Genomic DNA, 23,646 nt, shown 5'->3' with positions numbered 1-23,646 from the left:
GCAATTTACTGATTTTATTATCAGCGAGACGGTTTTGCTTTTTTTCCGGAGATATCAATTTCTCATGCGAGAAGTTGAGGGCCAGCCATTACCAAAAATAAAGAGTTAAAAAATGTCAAAATTAAAAATAGCCGTAAGTCGTCTCTGCCCGGATAGTTTTTCGACGCAACGCAGCATCATTAATGTTAATGAAACAAGTTTTATTGATATTGCTGCAGTGGTACTTTCCATCAATGATATTGAAGAAGGAAAACTCGACGAAATCGATGCAACAGGCTACGGCATCCCGGTCTTCGTTACGACGCATGGCGAAGAGCGGGTGCCGGCGGAATATTTACCGCGTATATCGGGTGTTTTCGAACACAACGAAGCGCGCAGCGCATTCTACGGCCGCCAGCTGGAAACCGCAGCCAGTCACTATGAAACCCAGCTGCGTCCGCCTTTCTTCCGCGCCCTGGTCGACTATGTCAATCAGGGTAACAGCGCTTTTGATTGTCCCGGTCATCAAGGAGGCGAGTTTTTCCGACGCCACCCGGCGGGAAATCAGTTCGTTGAGTACTTTGGAGAGACGCTTTTCCGCGCCGACCTGTGCAACGCCGATGTAGCCATGGGGGATCTGCTTATCCATGAAGGCGCGCCCTGCATCGCCCAGCAGCACGCGGCGAAAGTCTTTAACGCGGATAAAACCTATTTTGTCCTCAACGGGACGTCATCATCCAACAAGGTTGTGCTTAATGCCCTGCTAACGCCGGGTGACCTGGTGCTCTTTGACCGTAATAACCATAAATCCAACCATCACGGCGCCTTGCTACAGGCCGGCGCCACGCCGGTCTACCTGGAGACAGCGCGTAACCCCTATGGTTTTATCGGCGGGATTGACGCCCATTGCTTTGAAGAGGGCTACCTGCGCGAGCTTATTTGCGAAGTCGCGCCGCAGCGGGCCACGGACGCGCGCCCCTTCCGCCTGGCGGTCATTCAGCTTGGAACCTATGACGGTACTGTTTATAACGCCCGTCAGGTCGTTGATAAGATTGGCCATCTATGCGACTACATTCTGTTTGACTCCGCCTGGGTGGGTTATGAACAGTTCATTCCGATGATGGCCGATTGCTCTCCGCTGTTATTAGAACTGAATGAGAACGATCCGGGTATTTTGGTCACCCAGTCCGTGCACAAGCAACAGGCCGGCTTCTCCCAGACCTCGCAGATCCATAAAAAAGATAGCCATATCAAAGGACAGCCGCGCTACGTGCCGCATAAACGCATGAATAACGCCTTCATGATGCACGCCTCCACCAGCCCGTTCTACCCGCTCTTCGCGGCACTTGATATCAACGCCAAAATGCATGAGGGGATCGGCGGGCGTAACATGTGGATGAATTGTGTGGCGAACGGCATTGATGCGCGCAAGCTGATCCTCGATAACTGTCAGCATATTCGACCGTTTGTACCGGAAACGGTCGATGGAAAACCTTGGGCATCTTACCCCACCGCGCAAATCGCCAACGATCTGCGTTTCTTCCACTTTGTCCCCGGCGAACAGTGGCATGCATTCGAGGGCTACGCGGAACAGCAATATTTCGTTGATCCCTGCAAACTTCTGCTCACCACCCCAGGTATCAATGCACGCAGCGGCGAATATGATGACTTTGGCGTACCGGCAACCATTCTCGCCAACTTTCTGCGTGAAAACGGCGTTGTCCCGGAGAAATGCGACCTCAACTCGATCCTTTTTCTGCTGACGCCTGCGGAAGATATGGCCAAGCTGCAGCAGCTCGTTGCCCTGCTGGTGCGTTTCGAAAGCCTGCTGGCGTCCGACGTGCCGCTGACCGACGTTCTGCCATCAATCTACCGGCAACATGAAGCGCGTTATGCCGGTTACACCCTGCGCCAGCTGTGCCAGGAGATGCACGATCTGTATTCCCGCAACAATGTGAAACAGCTGCAAAAAGAGATGTTCCGCAAAACGCACTTTCCCCGCGTCAGTATGAATCCTCAACAGGCCAACTACGCCTATCTGCGCGGAGAGGTTGAGCTGGTTCGCCTTGGGGATGCGGAAGGAAGAATTGCGGCGGAAGGCGCGCTTCCTTACCCACCGGGCGTTCTTTGCGTTGTCCCCGGTGAAGTCTGGGGCGGCTCAGCGCTGCGTTATTTCAGCGCGCTGGAAGAAGGGATCAATCTGTTGCCAGGTTTTGCACCTGAGTTGCAGGGTGTGTATATCGAAGAACAGGACGGCCGTAAGCAGGTATGGTGCTACGTCATTCAGCAATGCGCCCCCAGGCACGCTCTGCTGAAAGGGGAAAAACTATGAGCAAGCCTAAGTCCAACAAAATGGGCGTTGTCCAGCTCACTATTCTGACCATCGTGAATATGATGGGCTCCGGGATCATTATGCTGCCGACCAAGCTTGCGGAGGTGGGTACCATCTCGATCATTTCATGGTTGGTGACCGCCGTCGGTTCAATGGCGCTGGCATGGGCATTCGCTAAGTGCGGGATGTTCAGCCGTAAATCCGGTGGGATGGGCGGCTACGCCGAGTATGCGTTCGGTAAATCCGGCAACTTTATGGCCAACTATACCTATGGCGTTTCGCTGCTGATTGCCAACGTCGCAATCGCGATCTCCGCCGTCGGCTACGGCACCGAGCTGTTCGGCGCCGCGCTGTCGCCGGTACAGATCGGTCTCGCAACCATCGGCGTGCTGTGGCTGTGCACCGTCGCCAACTTTGGCGGCGCGCGCATTACCGGACAGATCAGTAGTATCACCGTCTGGGGGGTGATCATTCCGGTTGTCGGCCTGTGCGTCATCGGCTGGTTCTGGTTTAGTCCAACCCTCTACGCCAGCTCATGGAATCCGCACCACGTGCCGTTCTTCTCGGCAGTTGGTTCTTCCATTGCGATGACGCTGTGGGCCTTCCTCGGGCTGGAGTCGGCCTGCGCCAACGCCGAAGTCGTGGAAAATCCGGAACGCAACGTGCCGATTGCGGTGCTGGGAGGTACGCTGGGTGCAGCGGTAATTTATATCATCTCAACCAACGTGATTGCCGGGATTGTGCCAAATATGGATTTAGCTAACTCCACGGCGCCGTTCGGGCTGGCCTTCGCGCAGATGTTTACTCCGGAAGCAGGCAAGGTCATCATGGCCCTGATGGTGATGTCCTGCTGCGGTTCGCTGCTCGGCTGGCAGTTCACTATCGCCCAGGTCTTTAAATCATCGGCCGATGAAGGCTATTTCCCGAAAATCTTCTCTCGGGTCACAAAAGTGGACGCTCCGGTTCAGGGTATGCTGACCATCGTGATCATCCAGAGCGGACTCGCGCTGATGACTATCAGTCCGTCGCTGAACAGCCAGTTCAATGTACTGGTAAACCTGGCGGTAGTGACCAATATCATCCCGTATATTCTGTCGATGGCCGCGTTGGTGATTATTCAGAAAATGGCGAACGTCAATCCGGCGAAAGCCAAATCCGCCAACGTTGTGGCCTTTATCGGCGCACTGTATAGCTTTTACGCGCTCTACTCCTCCGGCGAAGAAGCCATGCTGTACGGCTCGATCGTCACCTTCCTCGGTTGGACGCTTTATGGTCTGGTATCGCCACGTTTTGAGCTGAAAAACAAACACGGCTGATACCTGGAGAACCCGGATTATCGGCGATGCGCAGGAGCGGCTGGTGAGGTAATCTGAGTACAGTGATATAAAAAAGGAGCCCTGCGGCTCCTTTTTCGTTTAGGCGTTTTTCAGCACTTCGCTGACAATTTCTACCGCCTCTTTCTCAATCTGCTTGCGATGCTCTTCGCCGAGGAAGCTTTCGCAGTAGATCTTGTAGGCGTCTTCCGTGCCTGACGGACGAGCGGCAAACCAGCCGTTATCGGTCATCACTTTCAGACCGCCGATCGACGCACCGTTGCCCGGCGCGGCGGTCAGGCGAGCGGTGATCGGATCGCCCGCCAGCGTGCTTGCGCTGACCATCTCCGGCGACAGCTTCGACAGCGCCGCTTTCTGCGCGGAGGTTGCCGATGCCTGCAGGCGGTTATAGCTCGGCGCGCCGAAGCGTGCGGCCAGCTCATCATAGTGCTGCTGCGGGTTTTTACCGGTGACGGCGGTGATTTCCGCGGCCAGCAGGCACATGATGATCCCGTCTTTGTCGGTGGACCACGGCGTGCCGTCAAAACGCAGGAACGAAGCGCCCGCGCTCTCTTCACCGCCGAAGCCAAAGCTGCCGTCAAACAGGCCGTCAACGAACCATTTAAAGCCTACCGGCACTTCCACCAGCTTACGGCCAAGGTCACCGACCACGCGGTCGATCATCGCCGAAGAGACCAGCGTTTTGCCGACGGCAACCTCTTTGCCCCACTGCGGACGGTGCTGGAACAGATAGTTAATCGCCACCGCCAGATAGTGGTTCGGGTTCATCAGACCGGCCGGGGTAACGATGCCGTGACGGTCGTAATCCGGATCGTTAGCGAAGGCCAGATCAAACTTGTCGCGCAGCGCCAGCAGGCCGGCCATCGCACACTCGGACGAGCAGTCCATGCGGATGGCGCCGTCTTTATCCAGATGCATAAAGCGGAAAGTTTGATCGACATGATCGTTAACGATGGTCAGATTCAGCTTGTAGTACTCTGCGATGCGCTTCCAGTATTCAATCCCGGAACCGCCCAGCGGATCGACGCCAAGCTTGAGGCCCGCTTTTTGAATCGCCGCCATATCGACGATATCCGCCAGCCCTTCAATAAAAGGCTGAACCAGATCCTGCTCTTTCACGTGGCCGGAGGCCAGAGCAGCATCGAGGGAGATGCGCTTCACGCCCTGCAGGCCGGAAGCCAGCAGTTCGTTAGCCCGGTTCTCCACCACTTTGGTGACGTTGGTATCAGCCGGACCACCGTTCGGCGGGTTGTACTTGATACCGCCATCTTCCGGCGGGTTATGCGACGGCGTAATCACGATGCCATCCGCCAGCGGACCACCATTTTTGTTGTGCACCAGAATAGCGTTGGAAATCGCCGGCGTCGGGGTGAAGCCGTTGTTTTCCTGCACGATCACATCAACACCGTTAGCTGCCAGTACTTCCAGTACGGAAATAAAGGCCGGCTCGGAGAGCGCATGGGTATCCTTACCGACGTAGCATGGACCGGTAATACCGTTCTTCGCGCGATCTTCCGCAATTGCCTGAGCAATCGCCAGAATATGCTGCTCGTTGAAGTTATGGCGACCTGCGCTGCCGCGATGGCCAGAGGTCCCGAACTTCACCGCATGCTCCGCATTGCCTGCTTCCGGCTTCAGTACATAGTACTGGGCAGTCAGCTGGGCGACGTTAATCAAATCACTCTGTTGTGCAGGCTGCCCCGCACGCTTATCGATTGCCATTGCCTGATCCTTCTGATGCAAGGGTGAATAAAGCTAGATCGTGCCGCAAACCTTCTCAATCAACTCCGCGGGGAATTGCATTGACTGCATGATATGTTCAATCATGCTGCATTTACGGCCAGTATTGGTATTGGTAATCACCCACCACGGCGTGCCGGGGACCTGCTTAGGTTTGGTCTGATTGCCGCTTTTCAGCAGGATGCGGGCGTCTTCAGCGAAATAGGTACGCGTACGTCCGTGCAGAGACTCGGTGGCCGCAGCAAACGCTTTGCCGTCAAGCGAGTAAAGCGTCGTCAGTACCAGCATAAAACGGTTTACCGCGCGCTTTTGTTCGGCATATTCATCAGATAACAGCAGCTCGCGCACGGCGCGGACCTTATCCTTCACCGGATTCGCGGGCCTGGCCTCAACAACAGCGGTCGGAGCCGGAGCCGGCGCGGCTTTCGCGACGGAGGTGGCAGTCTGGGAAGCGGCGGAAAATTTCAGCATGCGCCGTAAAATGTCGGATGCACTCTCACCAATATGCTGGGTGTGGCTGGCAATATAGCGATAGAGATCATCATCAACTTCAATTGTTTTCATCTTAATCCAGTGCGATATCTTATTCTGAATACAAGTTGTCAGGATTATAAGGACAAATCCTAACCGCGGATAGCGTCAAACCAGGATGGCGGTAAAACTCAGATAGCTCTGGGTCTTGCAGCCGGATGGCAGAATGTCCAACATAATACCCTAACCCGACGGAGCGAAAAAAAGAACTTTGCCATGAAATTAAATAGCCGCGCGCAATCTGCACAAAATCCGCACAATAATTCCCCTGTGGTCCTGGTTCACGGTCTGTTTGGCAGCCTTGATAACCTCGGTATCCTCGCACGCGACCTGGTCGCCGACTACGATATTTTGCAGGTCGATATGCGCAATCACGGTCTTTCCCCGCGCGATCCGCAGATGACCTACGCCGCTATGGCTCAGGATCTGCTCGACACCCTTGACGATCTTCAGCTGGAAAAAGCGACCTTTATCGGCCACTCAATGGGCGGTAAAGCGGTGATGGCGCTGAGCGCCCTGGCCCCGGAACGCATCGACGGCCTGGTGGCTATTGATATCGCGCCGGTGGATTATCACGTCCGCCGCCATGACGAAATCTTTGCCGCCATCAACGCCGTGACCGCTGCCGGCGCCGCAACCCGTCAGCAGGCGGCGGCAATTATGCGCGAGCATCTGCAGGAAGAGGGAGTCATTCAGTTTCTGCTGAAATCCTTCGTTGACGGCCAGTGGCGTTTTAACGTGCCGGTTCTGTGGGATCAATATAGCCATATCGTCGGCTGGCAGCCGGTTCCCGCGTGGCCGCATCCGGCCCTGTTTATCCCAGGCGGCAACTCTCCCTACGTGACCGATGAATATCGCGACGCGCTGCTGGCTCAGTTCCCTCACGCCCGCGCGCACGTGATTGCCGGCGCGGGCCATTGGGTCCATGCGGAGAAACCGGAAGCGGTATTGCGCGCAATTCGCCGATATCTCTCCTCTTTAGCGGCATAACTGGCTAAAAACTGCCCGACCGCGCCGCAGAATGCCTGCGGTCGTTGGCGCAGCGGTTCGCCTGATGTATTATGGCGCGCTATCTGTGTCGGCAATGGCCCGACAACTCGTTTCCCCGAAGTCACTCTGAATCATGGCAAAAGAACAAACGGACCGTACGACATTAGATTTGTTCGCAACCGAGCGTCGCCCGGGTAGACCAAAGACCAATCCGCTTTCGCGCGACGAGCAGCTGCGCATCAATAAACGCAACCAGCTTAAACGCGACAAAGTTCGCGGCTTAAGGCGCGTGGAGCTCAAGCTCAACGCTGAAGCGGTTGATGCGCTCAACGAGTTAGCTGATGCCCGTAATATGAACCGTAGCGATCTGATTGAAGAGATGTTGATGAACCAGCTGGCAGCCCTGCATAGCCAGGGTAAAGTCTGAGAAACCTCAAAAACAACACTTTCATGTAGCAGAGTGTGCAGTCGGGTGTGATTGCTGTTTCCGCGCCCTTCCCTGTTCTGCTATGATTGCCGTTATCTGCGGGCATTACGCCACTACCACATCATTAAGTTTCAAGAGGTTATTTTACTCATGGCAATCATCGGCATCTTTTTTGGCAGCGACACCGGCAACACCGAAAATATTGCAAAAATGATCCAAAAGCAGCTTGGTAAAGATGTTGCTGATGTTCACGACATTGCCAAAAGCAGCAAAGAAGACCTGCAAGGTCATGATATTCTGCTGCTGGGCATCCCAACCTGGTACTACGGTGAAGCGCAGTGTGACTGGGATGATTTCTTCCCGACGCTGGAAGAGGTCGATTTCAACGGTAAGCTGGTAGCCCTGTTTGGCTGCGGCGACCAGGAAGACTACGCTGAATACTTCTGTGACGCGCTGGGTACCATTCGCGACATCATCGAACCGCGCGGCGCAACCATCGTCGGCCACTGGCCGACTGCAGGCTACCATTTTGAAGCCTCTAAAGGTCTCGCCGATGACGACCATTTCGTCGGTCTGGCTATCGATGAAGACCGTCAGCCTGAGCTGACCAACGAGCGCGTAGAGAAGTGGGTTAAACAGATTTCTGAAGAACTGCATCTCGAAGAAATCAAAAACGCCTGATCGTTAAACGGCGCTACCTTCGGGTATCGCCGTATTGATAGGTAAAAGCAATAAAACTAATAGCTACAAGTTTTTAACTTTTAATCACATATCTGTACAATGTCCTCTGATTTAACGAGGAGACGTGACACAGTTTGTAGCGTGTGCCTCGTTTTTGACAGCATACAAGGCTCGATGCTTGCGGTTTTCATTTCATCATGGCAGTTCTATAATGAGACGCATTACATCGGGTGATTCTCTGTATTACTTCCGCTAATGGAAGTAGATCGTTTAGCAACAGGACAGATTCCGCATGACTGACAACAATACCGCATTGAAGAAGGCTGGCCTGAAAGTCACACTTCCACGATTAAAAATTTTGGAAGTGCTGCAGGGGCCGGATAACCATCACGTCAGCGCGGAAGATTTATACAAACGCCTGATCGACATGGGTGAAGAGATCGGTCTGGCTACCGTTTATCGCGTACTGAACCAGTTTGATGATGCCGGCATTGTTACCCGCCATAATTTTGAAGGCGGTAAATCCGTTTTCGAACTGACGCAGCAGCATCATCACGATCATCTGATTTGCCTCGATTGTGGCAAAGTGATCGAATTCAGCGATGACTCCATCGAAGCGCGTCAGCGTGAAATTGCCCACCGTCACGGTATCCGCCTGACCAACCACAGCCTGTACCTGTACGGCCACTGTGCAGAAGGCGATTGCCGCGAAGATGAACACGCGCACGACGCGGTGGAAAAATAGTTTCCCGCAGCGTAAGCAGCAAAAAGCCAACCCGCAGGTTGGCTTTTTTTATGCCCGCAAATACGGAGTACGAGGGAAATCAGGGCCGGGTATTGTTGCTGCGGATCTCTTTCCAGATCTGGTCGCAGCGGGCTTTCACCGCCTGATCGTTGCCGGTGCGGGTCGCCAGGATACACTGCTGATAATCCAGCACGCGCACGCTTTCCTGATTAGCGAACTGCTGATGCTGCTTATCCTCTTTAAGAACGTTCAGCACGCTCTGGCACGCCTGAACTTTATCCGGATTCCCTTCTGCCGTATTGATGCAGGCGCTGTAGGCATCCTTCAATTTAGTATCTTCTTTTGGCGCCGGTGACTGCGTACAGGCCACCAGACCCGATGCCATGATGGCGATGAGCAATAGCTTCTTCATAATCAACCTCACGGGCTGGCGGCAGGCTTACGCCCGCCGCTGCGGCATCAGAAAATAGTGAACGGGGCAATAACCATAAACTTCACGTCGCGCTCATCCTGGAAGATGTTGCCGTAACCGCCGCTCCAGCTTGGAATATCGGAGTGGTTGTCGTACTGAGTGAAGTGGAGTTTGAACAGCGTTCCTTTCGCCCGGCCGTCCTGCACGGTATACATGGCATCGAGGCTGTAGGCCGACTCTTCCAGACGTTTGTCCGCGTTGTAGTACGCATCGGGCGTCGCCATTTTGCCTGGTTTCGCATCCCACGCGTAAACGTAAGACGCGCCAAACGCCCAGCCCGGCATATTCCAGTTTTTCATGTCGTACATGGCGCCGAAGAACACGGCTTTTTCGCCGTTGGCGTTGAAGTCTGAGCGGTTATCCCACCACACGTCCAGGCGACCGTTAGAGGATGCGTAGGTTGGAGTCATACGCTGCAGGAAGTAGCCCTGCTGACCTTCAGCCTTCACCCAGGTGCCTTCCAGACGCAGGTCCAGCACGTCGGCAACCTTGTAGCCAAAGGTTAGCGCCTGCAGCCAGGCGGTGCCGTCATAAATATCGTTCGCGCCGCCGTTGCTGACCTTATCGCGGGTACCGTAGAACTGATAGCTGGTGCTTAACGGCGCGCCGGCGACGTCAAATTTATAGCTGGCCTTAGCAAAATACTGGTCGATATAGCCTTGAGCCTGGCCAAACGCGGCTTCCAGCACGAGGTCATTTTTAAAATCATATTTGGCGCCCAGAGAGTGCAGATAATCGACTTTCGTCTTCTTATCGTTCTGGTAGAACTCATCCATCTCAATGTGCCACGGCGCTTTGTATTCGTTCGTCCACATGTAGGAGAAACTCAGCGCGCCAGAGTCGCCGTAATCAAAGTTGGCTCCGGCTTCGGCACCTTGATAAGTGCCCGGCATAAAGCTCCAGTGCGGAGCCAGCAGCGTTTGCCCGGTTGGCTGAATATAGCCAGCGCGCGCCCACGCCGGGCCATACTTAAATTTTGCCGCCGCTTTATAGAGGCTAATCCCGCTCTTGTCGCCGGAGTAATCTTCGTCGTAAGCTTTATTTCTTGAGGAGAAGGCAATTTCGTTCGGGTGACCGCTTTCGCTGCTTTCCGCCATTTCAATTGCGGTAAAGGCAGCCACGTCAATACCAAACATATCGGCAGCATAGCCGGACTGGAAATCCAGGTTGGCGTTCCAGGTTGAATGCGAAAGGTTGGTTTTGTACTTATCGCCGTCGGTGACGTCTTTACGGTCGCGCTCACGCTGCCAGTAATAGATACCGCCGGTTAACGTGGAATCATCAATAAAACCTGCTGCGCTGGCCTGCGGAACAACGATCCAGCTAGACATCGCGGTGACGGCGGCAATAGCCAGCGCCAGCGTACTACGTTTGCCACTAAACGTACGCATGTGCATATCCTCTTTGACGTTTTAAAACGCGGAGCCAAAGGCAAGCCGCGAAAAATAAATAAGACTGCTAAAAAGCGGTGCGGTAAAAATCCGCATATCCACTCTGGATAGACTATTTTTCGTGACGCGAATTATCAATCTCTTTCGCCGACCAAAGCTTAAGATTATGACAAAGCGCACATAATCTATGTCTTTTTGTTACAGCCTGGGATTTCGTACATTTAGCGCGGAAGTATTTGCAAAATCAGGATAAAAGATGAGATGGAAACGCTTACAGCGGTTTTTTACACAAAAATAACAGACGCGCCTGGCGGGATATATTACAAGCTGTAAACAAGATTAATTCGCATCGCGAAAATAACCAAATGAGTCAGCTAAATGCGGAAATAAAAAAACGCCGCGCGATGCGGCGTTTTTGATGACGATGCGGAGACGCGGGTTTATGCGCCGATCTTCGCCCAGGTATCACGCAGGCCAACGGTGCGGTTGAACACCAGACGGTCGGCGCTTGCATAGCGGCTGTCGAGGCAGAAGTAGCCTTCACGCTCGAACTGCAGGGCCTTACCGGCCTGCGCCTGCGCCAGGCTCGGCTCGGCGAAGCCGTGCTTGATAACCAGCGATTCAGGGTTCATTACGGCAAGGAAGTCCTCTTCTGCGCCCGGATTCGGCACGCTGAACAGACGGTCGTACAGGCGAATTTCTACCGGCAGCGCGTGCGCCGCGCTCACCCAGTGGATAACGCCCTTCACCTTGCGGCCGTCCGCCGGATCTTTGCTCAGCGTATCGGCATCATAGGTGCAGAAGATAGTGGTGATATTGCCCTCTGCATCCTTCTCTACGCGCTCGGCTTTGATCACGTAGGCATTGCGCAGGCGAACCTCTTTGCCCAGCACCAGACGCTTGTACTGCTTGTTGGCTTCCTCACGGAAGTCAGCGCGATCGATCCAGATCTCACCGCTGAACGGCACGTCGCGGCTGCCCATCTCCGGCTTGCTCGGGTGGTTCGGCATGGTCACATTTTCACTGCCGCCCTGCGGATAGTTTTCGATAACCAGTTTTACCGGATCGATAACGGCCATTGCGCGCGGGGCGTTTTCGTTAAGATCTTCGCGAATGCAGGACTCCAGCGACGCCATTTCAATGGTGTTGTCCTGTTTGGTCACGCCGATGCGCTTACAGAACTCGCGAATCGATTCGGCGGTATAGCCGCGACGACGCAGGCCGGAAATGGTCGGCATACGCGGATCGTCCCAGCCCTCCACATGCTTCTCGGTCACCAGCTGGTTCAGCTTGCGCTTGGACATCACGGTATATTCGAGATTCAGGCGCGAGAATTCGTACTGGCGCGGGTGAACCGGGATGCTGATGTTATCCAGCACCCAATCGTACAGGCGACGGTTGTCCTGGAACTCCAGCGTACACAGAGAGTGCGTGATGCCTTCCAGCGCATCGCTGATGCAGTGGGTAAAGTCGTACATCGGGTAGATGCACCACTTGCTGCCGGTCTGATGGTGATCGGCGAATTTAATGCGGTACAGCACCGGGTCGCGCATAACGATAAACGGCGAGGCCATATCGATTTTCGCACGCAGGCAGGCTTTACCTTCCGCAAAACCACCGGCGCGCATTTTTTCAAACAGCGCCAGGTTCTCTTCTACGCTGCGATCGCGGTACGGGCTGTTTTTGCCCGGCGCTTTCAGCGAACCGCGGTATTCGCGAATTTCTTCCGCCGACAGTTCGTCAACGTATGCCAGGCCTTTATTAATCAGTTCAACGGCGTAGCTGTGCAGCTGGTCGAAATAATCAGACGAGTAGCAAACTTTCCCGGACCAGTGGAAACCTAACCACTGCACGTCGTTTTTAATCGACTCAACGTATTCGATATCTTCCTTCACCGGGTTGGTGTCATCGAAGCGCAGGTTGCATTGGCCTTGATAATCCTGAGCAATGCCGAAGTTCAGGCAAATCGATTTCGCGTGGCCAATGTGCAGATAACCGTTCGGCTCCGGCGGGAAGCGCGTATGAACGGTGGTGTGCTTACCAGTAGCCAGATCTTCATCAATGATCTGACGAATAAAGTTAGTTGGGCGGGCTTCTGCCTCACTCATCGTGGGTTCCTCAAAGCGTAAACAACGTATAACGGGACATGATCTTACAAGCAGGACGTGGAGACAACTATTAGTTACTGAAAATACGTATCTGAAGGAGATTATGGGGTCATTTGCTGCAAAAAAAAGCGGCGGAAGTTTCCCCCCGCCGCACAGGCATAAACTCTACTCAGGAGCCTTACTTGCCTTTAATCTCATACAGCGGCGTCTGGCCGGCGATAACTTTACCGGTCGCCAGAATCACCAGCGCGCTGTAATCATCGCTGTTGCTGCAGACTACCGGGCTAATCATCGAACGGGCGTTCGCGTTAAGGAAGTCCAGATCCATTTCCAGAATCGGCTGACCGGCCTTCACTTCCGCGCCCTCTTCCACCAGGCGTTTGAAGCCCTGGCCGTTCAGCGCGACGGTATCAATACCCATATGGACGACGATTTCCGCACCGTTTTCCGTTTCCAGACAGAACGCGTGGTTGGTATTGAAGATCTTAACGATGGTACCCGCAGCCGGGGAGACAACGATCTTATCGGTCGGTTTCACCGCCACGCCGTCACCGACGGCCTTGCTGGCGAACGCTTCGTCCGGGACCTGCTCCAGCGCCACGATATCACCGGTAACGGGTGAAACCAGCGCGGCGATAGTTTTCGCGTTAGCCACAGCCTGCGGTTTCGCAGCCGCGGCGGCGACAGGCGCGCTGTCGGTTGCGGCGGCAGTAGCGGCTACCGGGCCACGTGCTACCACTTTTTTCATCTCATCACCGACGGACTCTGCTTTCGCACCGACGATAACCTGGATGGTTTGTTTGTTCAGTTTAACCACGCCGGAAGCGCCGAGGCGTTTACAGGCTGCATCGTTAACGCGCGCGGAATCCACAACGCTCAGACGCAGACGGGTAATACAGGCATCAATCGCCTTCAGGTTGTCAGTCCCGCCGACGGCCGCAATGTACTGCGTAGCCAGCTGAGTCAAACCTTCCTCGGTGTTGCTGTTGGCTTCCGAAGTCACCACGTCGTCAGTTTTATCTTCACGACCCGGCGTTTTCAGGTTGAACATGCGGATAACCGCGCTGAACAGCAGGAAGTAGATGAAGAAGAACACCACGCCCATGACAATCAGCATCCAGACGTTTTTGCTGGCTGCCGGCAGGCTGTACATCAGAACATAGTCAATGGCCCCTGCGGAGAAGGAGAAGCCCGCGTGGATACCCAGCGACGTTGCCACAAACAGGCTGATGCCGGTCAGGATGGCGTGCAGGAGGTACAGGAGCGGAGCCAGGAACATGAACAGGAATTCCAGCGGCTCGGTCACACCGGTCAGGAACGCGGTGATAGCGACCGACAGCAGCATACCGCCAACCATCGGACGACGCTCTTTCGGCGCAGCGAAGTACATCGCCAGCGCCGCACCCGGCAGACCGAACATCATGATCGGGAAGAAGCCGGACATGAACATCCCCGCGGTGCCGTCGCCGGCGTAGAAGCGGTTGATGTCGCCGTGGAACACCGCGCCTGCCGCGTTGGTGAACTCACCAATCTGGAACCAGGCAATGGTATTCAGCACCTGATGCAGACCGGTTGGGATCAGCAGACGGTTGATGAAACCGAAGATACCGGAACCCACCGCGCCCTCAGCCACGATCCACTCGCCGCCGGCGTGAATAGCGTGCTGTACCGGAGGCCAGACGTAGCCAAAGATGGCCGCCAGCACCAGGCAGAAGAAGCCGGTAGCGATAGGAACAAAACGTTTCCCACCGAAGAAGCTCAGGAAATCAGGCAGCTTAATGCCAGCCCAGCGGTTATAAACGGCACCGCCGACCAGACCGGTAATGATACCCGCCAGCACGCCCATGTTGATTTCAGGGTTGATGGTGACCATTGCTTTTGTTAATACGAAATAACCTACCGCACCGGCCAATGCCGCGGCGCCGGCGCTGTCTTTAGACCAGCTGGACGCCACGCCGATCGCAAAAATCAGCGCCAGGTTATCAAAGATCGCCCCGCCTGCCTGCGCGATGAACGCCACGTTAAGCAGATCGGGTTGACCGAATCGCAGCAGCAGCGCCGCGACGGGCAGCACCGCGATAGGGAGCTGTAACGCCCTACCGAGCCGCTGAAAGAAACCTAAAATATTCATCTTATTCCCCCTATGAGACCCCGATGAGGCTCACTCAAAGCCATTTTTTTATTGTGTAAAAAGGTCAGTTTTTTAACTTACCCGCAAAGTGTGTGAAAATTTAATTCGTATCGCAAATTAAACGCGTATTTTTTGTGACTATAATCACCAAATATCGTATTAACCCCTCCCCTGGACTGGCTAACAACGAAAACTTATTTTATCATTCAAAAAATCAACACGGATTGACCCGGTCGGCGTAGTTACTGCAATACTCTTCATAGAGTACTGGCGCCAATCCGCCAGGTTATAATTTAACTATAGAGGTGAAGAATGAGACTGATTCCCCTGGTAACAGCTGAACAAGTAGGCAAATGGGCTGCTCGCCACATCGTTAACCGCATTAATGCGTTCAAACCGACTGCGGACCGTCCGTTTGTACTGGGTCTGCCTACCGGTGGTACACCTCTTACCGCCTACAAAGCTCTGGTTGAGATGCACAAAGCGGGCCAGGTCAGCTTCGAACACGTTGTTACTTTCAACATGGATGAGTACGTTGGCCTGCCGAAGGAGCACCCGGAAAGCTATCATAGCTTTATGCACCGCAACTTCTTTGATCACGTTGATATTCAGGCAGAAAACATTAACCTGCTCAACGGTAATGCGCCAGACATCGATGCAGAATGTCGTCGCTATGAAGAAAAAATCCGCTCCTACGGCAAAATTAATCTGTTTATGGGGGGCGTAGGTAACGATGGTCACATCGCGTTCAACGAGCCGGCTTCTTCTCTGGCTTCCCGTACCCGTATTAAAACCCTGACCCATGACACCCGCGTGGCAAACTCCCGCTTCTTCGACGGCGACGTTGACCTGGTACCGAAATATGCGCTGACCGTTGGCGTTGGTACCCTGCTGGATGCCGAAGAAGTGATGATTCTGGTGCTGGGCCATCAGAAAGCGCTGGCGCTGCAGGCGGCGGTAGAAGGCAACGTCAACCACATGTGGACCATTACCTGTCTGCAGCTGCACCCGAAAGCAGTGATCGTTTGCGACGAGCCGTCCACCATGGAACTGAAAGTGAAGACGCTGAAATACTTCAACGAATTAGAAGCCGAAAACGTCAAAGGGCTGTAATCTGGTCCCGTCCTGCGGCTACCCCCGCGGGACATTTCTTTTTTTCTGATGCACAAAATCATTCAGGCGGCAGTAAAACGGTCAATTAACGGTCTGCTAAAGAGGCTGGCTTGAAGGATAGCGTGCGTAAACCGGGGGTCGTATGTATGCATTAACCCAAGGCCGGATCTATACCGGTCATGAAATTCTGGATGACCATGCGATAGTTATCGCTGATGGCCTTATCGAACGAATCTGTTCCTTGGCTGATTTACCGTCCGAGATTGAGCAACGCTCGGTCAATGGCGCCATTCTCGCCCCCGGTTTTATCGACGTCCAGCTGAACGGCTGCGGCGGCGTGCAGTTTAACGACAGCCCGGATGCGGTGACCGTCGAAACGCTGGAAATCATGCAGAAGGCCAACGAACGATCCGGCTGCACCAGCTATCTGCCAACGCTGATTACCTCCAGCGACGATCTGATGAAACAAGGCGTGCGCGTCATGCGCGAGTACCTACAAAAATATCCTAACCAGGCGCTGGGCCTGCACCTTGAAGGCCCGTGGCTGAACATCGTAAAAAAAGGGACTCACAACCCGGACTACGTGCGTAAACCGGACGCCGCGCTGGTGGACTTCCTGTGCGAAAATGCCGATGTCATCACCAAGGTGACCCTTGCTCCGGAGCGCGTCGGGCCAGAAGTGATTCGCCAGCTGGTCAACGCCGGGATTGTCGTCTCCGCAGGGCACTCCAACGCCACCCTTAAGGAAGCCAAAATCGGTTTCCGCGCGGGCATCACTTTTGCGACCCATCTGTATAACGCCATGCCGTATATTACCGGACGCGAGCCGGGCCTGGCGGGCGCTATTTTTGACGAGCCGGACGTTTACTGCGGTATTATCGTCGACGGTATGCACGTTGATTATGCTAACGTACGCAATGCGAAGCGCCTGAAGGGCGACAAGCTGTGCCTCGTAACCGATGCGACCGCGCCGGCGGGTGCCAATATTGAGCAGTTCATTTTTGCTGGTAAAACAATATACTACCGTAACGGACTGTGCGTAGATGAAAACGGTACCCTCAGTGGTTCTTCGCTGACCATGATTGAAGGCGTGCGTAATCTCGTTGAACATTGCGGTATCGCGCTGGAAGAAGTGTTGCGGATGGCAACCCTCTACCCTGCGCGTGCCATTGGCGTGGAAAAGCAGCTCGGCAGCATTGCGCCGGGAATGGTCGCTAACCTGACCGCCTTTACCCGCGACTATAAAATCATCAAGACCATCGTTAATGGTAACGAGGTCGTCACTGAGTAAGTAAAAGTATGACAGCAGGCGGACATGCTCAAATTGGTAACGTTGATCTCGTAAAACAGCTGAACAGCGCGGCCGTATACCGCCTGATTGACCAGCATGGCCCTATCTCGCGCATTCAGATCGCGGAACAAAGCCAGCTTGCCCCTGCCAGCGTGACTAAAATCACGCGTCAACTGATTGAACGCGGGCTGATCAAAGAAGTCGATCAGCAGGCCTCCACCGGAGGCCGCCGCGCCATCTCCATCATTGCGGAGACCCGCAGCTTCCAGGCCATCGGCATACGCCTCGGCCGCTACGACGCCACGCTGACCCTGTACGATTTAAGCAGCAAGACGCTGGAAGAGGAGCACTTCCCGCTGCCGGAACGCACCCAGGAAACCCTCGAACACGCGCTGCTGAACATCATCGCCGCCTTTAGCGAACGCTGCCAGCGCAAGATCCGCGAACTCATCGCTATCTCGGTGATTTTACCCGGCCTTGTCGATCCGGAAAGCGGCGTCATCCGCTACATGCCGCACATTCAGGTAGAGAACTGGGGTCTGGTAGAGGCGCTGGAAAAACGCTTTAAAGTCACCTGTTTTGTCGGCCATGATATCCGCAGCCTGGCGCTGGCTGAGCACTACTTTGGGGCAAGTCAGGACTGCGAGGACTCTATTCTGGTGCGCGTCCACCGCGGCACCGGGGCAGGAATCATCTCCAACGGACGCATTTTTATCGGCCGCAACGGTAACGTGGGCGAGATCGGCCATATCCAGGTCGACCCGCTCGGCGAACGCTGCCACTGCGGCAACTTCGGCTGCCTGGAGACCGTTGCCGCGAATGCGGCCATCGAACAGCGGGTGCGCCACCTGCTGGAACAGGGCTATCAGAGTCGCCTTAGCGTCGATGAGTGCAATATAAAAGCCATCTGCAAAGCCGCCAATAAGGGCGATACGCTGGCCTGCGAGGTTATCGAACACGTCGGTCGCCACCTGGGGAAAACCATCGCCATCGCCATTAACCTGTTCAACCCGCAGAAAGTGGTGATCGCCGGTGAAATCATCGAAGCCGAAAAGGTTTTGCTGCCGGCCATCGAAGGCTGTATTAACGCCCAGGCGCTAAAAGCGTTTCGTAAAAATCTGCCGGTGGTGCGTTCCACGCTCGACCATCGTTCGGCGATCGGCGCCTTTGCGCTGGTGAAACGCGCGATGCTCAACGGGATCCTGCTCCAGCGTTTGCTGGAAAGTTAGCGTATTCTGGTTCACGAATTTCTGCTTTTCTTCAACGATGTCGGACTGTCCATGACCATTCAAAACGTAATTTGTGATATTGACGGCGTGCTGATGCACGACAATGTGGCCGTACCGGGCGCTGCTGAATTTATCAAACGCATTCTCGAAAAAGATATGCCGCTGGTGATGTTGACCAACTATCCGTCCCAGACCGGCCAGGATCTGGCAAACCGCTTCGCCACGGCGGGCATTGAAGTCCCGGATAGCGCCTTTTATACCTCAGCTATGGCGACCGCCGACTTTCTGCGCCGTCAGGAAGGCAAAAAAGCCTACGTTGTGGGTGAAGGCGCGCTGATCCACGAGCTTTATAAGGCTGGCTTCACCATCACCGACGTCAACCCGGATTTTGTCATCGTCGGCGAGACCCGCTCCTTCAACTGGGAGATGATGCACAAAGCGGCCTTCTTTGTGGCAAACGGCGCGCGCTTTATTGCCACCAATCCGGACACCCACGGCCGCGGCTTCTACCCGGCCTGCGGCGCGCTGTGCGCGGGCATTGAGAAGATCTCCGGCCGCAAGCCGTTTTACGTCGGCAAGCCGAGCCCGTGGATTATCCGCTCCGCGCTGAACAAGATGCAGGCGCACTCCGAGCAAACCGTGATTGTCGGCGATAACCTGCGTACCGATATTCTGGCAGGCTTCCAGGCCGGACTGGAAACGATCCTCGTGCTGTCCGGCGTCTCGACGCTCGACGATATCGACAGCCTGCCGTTCCGGCCGTCGTGGATCTATCCGTCGGTCGCCGAAATTGATATTTTCTAAGCCAAACCACGTCCCAGGACGTGGTTTTTCATTTATCACCGGCAATTAAAAACCCTCATCTAATAAAATCAGCTTATTTTTGAACATCCATCAATAAAGCCGCTCAAAACATGCTCTTTTTTTAATATTCAACAATCACAATTGCGTTTTTTCCTGTTAGCCCCGTAAATCCCTTGCACCGCCCTCTCCTTTGCGGCATTTTCTTAAGCACGCACTAAGACCTCGCAACAAGACGACGTCTGCACAACATCAAATACGACAGGGTAACGGAGAAGGCTATGTGTTCAATTTTCGGCGTACTGGATATTAAAACTGACGCGGTAGAACTGCGTAAAAAGGCACTGGAGCTTTCCCGCCTGATGCGCCACCGCGGGCCGGACTGGTCCGGCGTCTACGCCAGCGATAAAGCCATTCTGGTACATGAACGTTTGTCTATCGTTGACGTTAACGCCGGCGCTCAGCCGCTGTATAACCAACAAAAAACTCACGCCCTGGCGGTAAACGGCGAAATTTATAACCACCAGGCGCTGCGCGCAGAATACGGCGACCGCTATACCTTCCAGACCGGTTCGGACTGCGAAGTCATCCTCGCGCTGTATCAGGAAAAAGGTCCGGCCTTCCTCGACGATCTGCAGGGAATGTTTGCCTTCGCGCTGTACGACAGCGAGAAGGATGCTTATCTGATCGGCCGCGACCATATCGGTATTATTCCGCTGTATATGGGTCACGACGAACACGGTAACTTCTACGTCGCATCAGAAATGAAGGCGCTGGTTCCGGTGTGCCGCACCATTAAAGAGTTCCCGGCCGGCAGCTACCTGTGGAGCAAAGATGGCGAAATCCGCGAATACTACCAGCGCGACTGGTTTGATTACGACGCGGTAAAAGACAACGTTACCGATAAAAACGAACTGCGTCAGGCGCTGGAAGAGTCGGTGAAAAGCCACCTGATGTCCGACGTTCCTTACGGCGTGCTGCTTTCCGGCGGTCTGGACTCTTCGGTCATTTCCGCAATCACCAAAAAGTTCGCCGCCCGTCGCGTTGAAGATCAGGAGCGTAGCGAAGCCTGGTGGCCGCAGCTGCACTCATTTGCCGTCGGCCTTGAAGGGTCGCCGGATCTGAAAGCCGCGCAGGAAGTGGCCAACCATCTGGGTACCGTCCACCACGAGATCCACTTCACCGTGCAGGAAGGCCTCGACGCCATTCGCGACGTGATCTATCACATCGAAACTTACGACGTGACCACCATCCGCGCGTCGACCCCGATGTATCTGATGTCGCGTAAAATCAAAGCGATGGGCATTAAGATGGTGCTGTCAGGCGAAGGTTCTGATGAGGTCTTTGGCGGCTATCTCTATTTCCACAAAGCGCCGAACGCCAAAGAGCTGCATGAAGAAACCGTGCGCAAGCTGCAGGCGCTGCATATGTTTGACTGCGCCCGTGCGAACAAAGCGATGTCCGCGTGGGGCGTGGAAGCCCGCGTGCCGTTCCTCGACAAGCAGTTCCTCGACGTCGCGATGCGCATCAACCCGCAGGATAAGATGTGCGGCAACGGTAAAATGGAAAAGCATATCCTGCGCGAATGCTTTGAATCCTACCTGCCGGCAAGCGTGGCGTGGCGTCAGAAAGAGCAGTTCTCTGATGGCGTCGGCTACAGCTGGATCGATACGCTGAAAGAAGTTGCGGCCAAACAGATTTCCGACCAGCAGCTGGAAACCGCCGGCTTCCGTTTCCCGTACAACACGCCATCGTCGAAAGAGGCGTATCTGTACCGTGAAATCTTCGAAGAGCTGTTCCCGCTGCCAAGCGCCGCGGAGTGTGTCCCCGGTGGCCCGTCAGTCGCCTGCTCTTCGGCTAAAGCGATCGAATGGGATGAAACCTTCAAAACCATGAACGATCCGTCAGGACGCGCGGTAGGCGTGCACCAGTCGGCCTATAAATAATCACGCCAGACGACAAACGGACCCCGCGGGGTCCGTTTTTTTATGCCTTTATTTACGGCTTAAAAGCGATAAATAACCAATAATTGCCGATTATTCCACCACGCTGTTCGCAACCTAACCAAACAGTCACATTCCGGCGATTTTCCTTGAAAAAGAGGTTGACGCTCGCAGGCCCAATACGCATAATGCGCCCCGCAACGCCGATAAGGTAACGCGAAAAAAAAGATGGCTACGTAGCTCAGCTGGTTAGAGCACATCACTCATAATGATGGGGTCACAGGTTCGAATCCCGTCGTAGCCACCATCTTTTTTTGCGGGAGTGGCGAAATTGGTAGACGCACCAGATTTAGGTTCTGGCGCCGCAAGGTGTGCGAGTTCAAGTCTCGCCTCCCGCACCATTCACCGAAAGCGTTGCGCGGATGGGGTATCGCCAAGCGGTAAGGCACCGGTTTTTGATACCGGCATTCCCTGGTTCGAATCCAGGTACCCCAGCCATATTTCTTCGAGGTTAGCGGTTCACCGCGACGGTTATTGGGGTATCGCCAAGCGGTAAGGCACCGGTTTTTGATACCGGCATCCCCTGGTTCGAATCCAGGTACCCCAGCCATCGAAGAATATGATAAGATTTGGCTACGTAGCTCAGCTGGTTAGAGCACATCACTCATAATGATGGGGTCACAGGTTCGAATCCCGTCGTAGCCACCAGATAGGGAATTATTGATTCAGTTCGATAAATCCAAAAAAATTGTTGGGGTATCGCCAAGCGGTAAGGCTCTGGTTTCTGATACCAGCATTCCGAGGTTCGAATCCTCGTACCCCAGCCAATTTAAAAAAGTCGCTCACTTGTGAGCGCACCCGTTGGGGTATCGCCAAGCGGTAAGGCTCTGGTTTCTGATACCAGCATTCCGAGGTTCGAATCCTCGTACCCCAGCCACTTAGTAACAAAAAAGCTCGCTTCGGCGAGCTTTTTTGTTTTTATCGTCCGCCGTTTTCAGCGCACGCTAGCATCAAGCACCTCCCCGGCTTCGCGCAGCGCAGGCCGGGGAGGTGCTTAGCTACAGCCCCAGCGCATACTTCAGCGCCTGACGCTTTAAAATGCCCGCCCGCGCCGCCGCCATCAGGCCGATATTGCGCAGCGCGCGCACCGGCGCCAGATCGTTACTGAAGCCAACGTAAAACAGATCCATCCCCGACTGCATAATGAAATTATCGGCTCTCCGCCGCGTCTGATAGCGTTTGAGCACCGGCAGGCTGTCCCACTCCTCACCGCGATCCCGCGCGCGCGTTAAGACATCCAGCAGCGCATCAACGTCGCGATAGCCGAGGTTGACGCCCTGCCCCGCCAGCGGATGAATGGTATGCGCGGCGTCGCCCACCAGCGCCAGACCCGGCTGCACATACTGCAGCGCGTGGCGGCGGGTCAGCGGAAACGCGCCGGCGCTTAGCGGCGTGACATCGCCACAGCGCGACGGAAAGTGGCGCCCGATCTCCTGCCTGAGCTGCGCCATGCTCATCCCCTGCAGCTGACGAATTCGCGCGGGGGTGTCATACCAGACCAACGAGGCCCAGCGATCGAACAGCGGCAGAAACGCGCGCGGCCCGGACGGCGTAAACTGCTGCCAGGTGCTATCGCCGGGATCGTCGGAGCACTGGACGCTAATCAGCATGCAGGACTGCTGGTACTGCCACGCATGTACGCCAATACCGGCCAGCCGACGCACCTCGGAGTTTGCGCCGTCGGCGCCGATAACCAGCCGGGCCGCGCACTCGCCGCCGTCGCTCAGGCGCAATTGCGTATGCCCAGATTCGCGCAGCAGCGCCTGCAGCGAAACGCCAACCCGCAGCGTGACCTGCTCATGCGCTTCCAGAGCCTGCCACAGAGCAAGCTGCAGCACGTTATTCTCGACCATATAGCCCAGCTCAGACAGCGCCAGCTCCGCGGCATCGAAGGAGACGTGGGCCGCTTCCCACTCCCAGGTCTCGAGACGACGATAGGGATGCACGCGCATCGCGCGTATCGCCTCCCAGACGCCGAGGCTTTTCAACAGCCCGACTGAAGAAGAGCCGATCGCCGAAATGCGCACGTCCGGCGGTAGCGCCGGATCGAAGGCCGCGGGCGCGGCCTTCTCGATCACCGTCACCGTAAAACCGCGCTGCGCCAGCCCCAGCGCGAGGGCGCCGCCGACCATTCCACCGCCAATAATGGCGATATCCGTTGCGTGAGTTGTCATGGCAATTATCCTTAAAACCTCAATCCGTTCAGTTTACCGGATTTTCAGGCGCCCTGCGGCGATTACGCTCGCACTGGTCAGGGCACGACCAAAGCATTACAATATGCCCCCTGCAATCCTGGCTATACTCGTCGTTTTTCAAATTGCAGGTGCCCTGGCAGCGCCCGGTCCCCT

General features: G+C 55.0%; 18 protein-coding genes and 7 tRNA genes. 18 read left to right on the top strand and 7 right to left on the bottom strand.

The window, feature by feature from the left end:
* Positions 1-112 precede the first annotated feature (112 nt).
* Both speF and potE read left to right on the top strand, forming a co-directional pair.
* Complete coding sequence (gene speF / locus GO007_RS02485; protein ID WP_095095102.1) at positions 113-2,311, top strand: ornithine decarboxylase SpeF; 2,199 nt, start codon at positions 113-115, stop codon at positions 2,309-2,311.
* Positions 2,308-3,627, top strand: coding sequence for a putrescine-ornithine antiporter (gene potE, locus GO007_RS02480; RefSeq protein ID WP_095095101.1), 1,320 nt, complete (start codon positions 2,308-2,310; stop codon positions 3,625-3,627). Before speF ends, potE begins: the two co-directional genes overlap by 4 nt.
* Positions 3,628-3,726: 99 nt before the next feature.
* Here the strand turns inward: potE and pgm are convergent, their stop codons facing one another.
* A complete protein-coding gene (gene pgm, locus GO007_RS02475) occupies positions 3,727-5,367 on the bottom strand; it encodes a phosphoglucomutase (alpha-D-glucose-1,6-bisphosphate-dependent) (protein ID WP_095095097.1) in 1,641 nt (546 codons plus the stop codon).
* 33 nt (positions 5,368-5,400) lie between these two features.
* Positions 5,401-5,949, bottom strand: coding sequence for a replication initiation negative regulator SeqA (gene seqA / locus GO007_RS02470; RefSeq protein ID WP_095095093.1), 549 nt, complete (start codon positions 5,947-5,949; stop codon positions 5,401-5,403).
* 183 nt (positions 5,950-6,132) lie between these two features.
* On the opposite strand from seqA, the gene ybfF reads away from it, so the two are divergent.
* The 4 genes from ybfF to fur all read left to right on the top strand — a co-directional run bounded on the left by ybfF (position 6,133) and on the right by fur (position 8,759).
* The gene (ybfF, locus tag GO007_RS02465) at positions 6,133-6,906 is read left to right on the top strand and encodes an esterase (RefSeq protein WP_095095090.1); all 774 of its coding nucleotides are present in this window, start codon (positions 6,133-6,135) and stop codon (positions 6,904-6,906) included.
* A gap of 133 nt (positions 6,907-7,039) precedes the next feature.
* Positions 7,040-7,333: a LexA regulated protein gene (gene ybfE / locus GO007_RS02460; protein WP_095095086.1), complete on the top strand. Its 294-nt coding sequence runs from the start codon at positions 7,040-7,042 to the stop codon at positions 7,331-7,333.
* Between the two features lie 150 nt (positions 7,334-7,483).
* Positions 7,484-8,014, top strand: coding sequence for a flavodoxin FldA (gene fldA / locus GO007_RS02455; protein WP_148250773.1), 531 nt, complete (start codon positions 7,484-7,486; stop codon positions 8,012-8,014).
* Positions 8,015-8,306: 292 nt separating this feature from the next.
* On the top strand, positions 8,307-8,759 hold the full coding sequence (fur, locus tag GO007_RS02450) for a ferric iron uptake transcriptional regulator (RefSeq protein ID WP_095095083.1): 453 nt from the start codon (positions 8,307-8,309) through the stop codon (positions 8,757-8,759).
* Positions 8,760-8,838: 79 nt separating this feature from the next.
* Here the strand turns inward: fur and GO007_RS02445 are convergent, their stop codons facing one another.
* The 4 genes from GO007_RS02445 to nagE all read right to left on the bottom strand — a co-directional run bounded on the left by GO007_RS02445 (position 8,839) and on the right by nagE (position 14,861).
* Positions 8,839-9,171, bottom strand: a complete 333-nt coding sequence (locus tag GO007_RS02445) for a ChiQ/YbfN family lipoprotein (protein WP_095095080.1) — start codon at positions 9,169-9,171, stop codon at positions 8,839-8,841.
* Between the two features lie 47 nt (positions 9,172-9,218).
* Entirely contained in the window at positions 9,219-10,622 is a 1,404-nt protein-coding gene (chiP, locus tag GO007_RS02440; RefSeq protein ID WP_095095077.1) for a chitoporin ChiP, read from the bottom strand.
* Positions 10,623-11,062: 440 nt separating this feature from the next.
* Positions 11,063-12,730, bottom strand: a complete 1,668-nt coding sequence (gene glnS, locus GO007_RS02435) for a glutamine--tRNA ligase (RefSeq protein ID WP_095095074.1) — start codon at positions 12,728-12,730, stop codon at positions 11,063-11,065.
* A gap of 178 nt (positions 12,731-12,908) precedes the next feature.
* Positions 12,909-14,861: a PTS N-acetyl glucosamine transporter subunit IIABC gene (gene nagE, locus GO007_RS02430; RefSeq protein WP_095095072.1), complete on the bottom strand. Its 1,953-nt coding sequence runs from the start codon at positions 14,859-14,861 to the stop codon at positions 12,909-12,911.
* Between the two features lie 312 nt (positions 14,862-15,173).
* Between nagE and nagB the strand changes: the two genes are divergently transcribed.
* The 12 genes from nagB to GO007_RS02370 all read left to right on the top strand — a co-directional run bounded on the left by nagB (position 15,174) and on the right by GO007_RS02370 (position 22,175).
* On the top strand, positions 15,174-15,974 hold the full coding sequence (gene nagB / locus GO007_RS02425) for a glucosamine-6-phosphate deaminase (RefSeq protein ID WP_045854476.1): 801 nt from the start codon (positions 15,174-15,176) through the stop codon (positions 15,972-15,974).
* Between the two features lie 142 nt (positions 15,975-16,116).
* Positions 16,117-17,265, top strand: a complete 1,149-nt coding sequence (nagA, locus tag GO007_RS02420) for an N-acetylglucosamine-6-phosphate deacetylase (RefSeq protein ID WP_095095069.1) — start codon at positions 16,117-16,119, stop codon at positions 17,263-17,265.
* Between the two features lie 8 nt (positions 17,266-17,273).
* Entirely contained in the window at positions 17,274-18,494 is a 1,221-nt protein-coding gene (nagC, locus tag GO007_RS02415; protein ID WP_095095066.1) for a DNA-binding transcriptional regulator NagC, read from the top strand.
* 51 nt (positions 18,495-18,545) lie between these two features.
* A complete protein-coding gene (locus GO007_RS02410; protein ID WP_095095063.1) occupies positions 18,546-19,298 on the top strand; it encodes an HAD-IIA family hydrolase in 753 nt (250 codons plus the stop codon).
* 278 nt (positions 19,299-19,576) lie between these two features.
* Positions 19,577-21,241, top strand: coding sequence for an asparagine synthase B (gene asnB / locus GO007_RS02405; protein ID WP_095095060.1), 1,665 nt, complete (start codon positions 19,577-19,579; stop codon positions 21,239-21,241).
* Between the two features lie 227 nt (positions 21,242-21,468).
* Positions 21,469-21,545, top strand: a tRNA-Met gene (locus GO007_RS02400).
* A 9-nt stretch (positions 21,546-21,554) separates the two neighbouring features.
* Positions 21,555-21,639 (top strand) — tRNA-Leu (locus GO007_RS02395).
* Positions 21,640-21,661: 22 nt separating this feature from the next.
* Positions 21,662-21,736, top strand: a tRNA-Gln gene (locus tag GO007_RS02390).
* A 37-nt stretch (positions 21,737-21,773) separates the two neighbouring features.
* Positions 21,774-21,848 (top strand) — tRNA-Gln (locus GO007_RS02385).
* Between the two features lie 21 nt (positions 21,849-21,869).
* A tRNA-Met gene (locus tag GO007_RS02380) sits at positions 21,870-21,946 on the top strand.
* A 44-nt stretch (positions 21,947-21,990) separates the two neighbouring features.
* Positions 21,991-22,065 (top strand) — tRNA-Gln (locus GO007_RS02375).
* A 35-nt stretch (positions 22,066-22,100) separates the two neighbouring features.
* Positions 22,101-22,175, top strand: a tRNA-Gln gene (locus GO007_RS02370).
* 121 nt (positions 22,176-22,296) lie between these two features.
* Here the strand turns inward: GO007_RS02370 and ubiF are convergent.
* Positions 22,297-23,472: a 3-demethoxyubiquinol 3-hydroxylase gene (ubiF, locus tag GO007_RS02365; protein ID WP_095095057.1), complete on the bottom strand. Its 1,176-nt coding sequence runs from the start codon at positions 23,470-23,472 to the stop codon at positions 22,297-22,299.
* Between the last annotated feature and the right edge of the window lie 174 nt (positions 23,473-23,646).

Origin of the sequence: Klebsiella sp. 10-1 (assembly GCF_009758445.1) — a bacterium.
GTDB lineage: Bacteria > Pseudomonadota > Gammaproteobacteria > Enterobacterales > Enterobacteriaceae > Klebsiella > Klebsiella scottii.
Note: the sequence above shows the minus strand (reverse complement) of the source record. Positions and strands in the feature narration are given on the sequence as shown.

Excerpts from the sequence above, each read along its gene's own strand:
- nagB (WP_045854476.1), top strand. The coding sequence starts at position 15,174 with ATGAGACTGATTCCCCTGGTAACAGCTGAACAAGTAGGCAAATGGGCT.
- speF (WP_095095102.1), top strand. The coding sequence starts at position 113 with ATGTCAAAATTAAAAATAGCCGTAAGTCGTCTCTGCCCGGATAGTTTT.
- nagA (WP_095095069.1), top strand. The coding sequence starts at position 16,117 with ATGTATGCATTAACCCAAGGCCGGATCTATACCGGTCATGAAATTCTG.
- fur (WP_095095083.1), top strand. The coding sequence starts at position 8,307 with ATGACTGACAACAATACCGCATTGAAGAAGGCTGGCCTGAAAGTCACA.
- glnS (WP_095095074.1), bottom strand. The coding sequence starts at position 12,730 with ATGAGTGAGGCAGAAGCCCGCCCAACTAACTTTATTCGTCAGATCATT.
- ybfE (WP_095095086.1), top strand. The coding sequence starts at position 7,040 with ATGGCAAAAGAACAAACGGACCGTACGACATTAGATTTGTTCGCAACC.
- asnB (WP_095095060.1), top strand. The coding sequence starts at position 19,577 with ATGTGTTCAATTTTCGGCGTACTGGATATTAAAACTGACGCGGTAGAA.
- seqA (WP_095095093.1), bottom strand. The coding sequence starts at position 5,949 with ATGAAAACAATTGAAGTTGATGATGATCTCTATCGCTATATTGCCAGC.
- fldA (WP_148250773.1), top strand. The coding sequence starts at position 7,484 with ATGGCAATCATCGGCATCTTTTTTGGCAGCGACACCGGCAACACCGAA.
- nagC (WP_095095066.1), top strand. The coding sequence starts at position 17,274 with ATGACAGCAGGCGGACATGCTCAAATTGGTAACGTTGATCTCGTAAAA.
- potE (WP_095095101.1), top strand. The coding sequence starts at position 2,308 with ATGAGCAAGCCTAAGTCCAACAAAATGGGCGTTGTCCAGCTCACTATT.
- pgm (WP_095095097.1), bottom strand. The coding sequence starts at position 5,367 with ATGGCAATCGATAAGCGTGCGGGGCAGCCTGCACAACAGAGTGATTTG.
- GO007_RS02410 (WP_095095063.1), top strand. The coding sequence starts at position 18,546 with ATGACCATTCAAAACGTAATTTGTGATATTGACGGCGTGCTGATGCAC.
- chiP (WP_095095077.1), bottom strand. The coding sequence starts at position 10,622 with ATGCGTACGTTTAGTGGCAAACGTAGTACGCTGGCGCTGGCTATTGCC.
- ybfF (WP_095095090.1), top strand. The coding sequence starts at position 6,133 with ATGAAATTAAATAGCCGCGCGCAATCTGCACAAAATCCGCACAATAAT.
- ubiF (WP_095095057.1), bottom strand. The coding sequence starts at position 23,472 with ATGACAACTCACGCAACGGATATCGCCATTATTGGCGGTGGAATGGTC.
- GO007_RS02445 (WP_095095080.1), bottom strand. The coding sequence starts at position 9,171 with ATGAAGAAGCTATTGCTCATCGCCATCATGGCATCGGGTCTGGTGGCC.
- nagE (WP_095095072.1), bottom strand. The coding sequence starts at position 14,861 with ATGAATATTTTAGGTTTCTTTCAGCGGCTCGGTAGGGCGTTACAGCTC.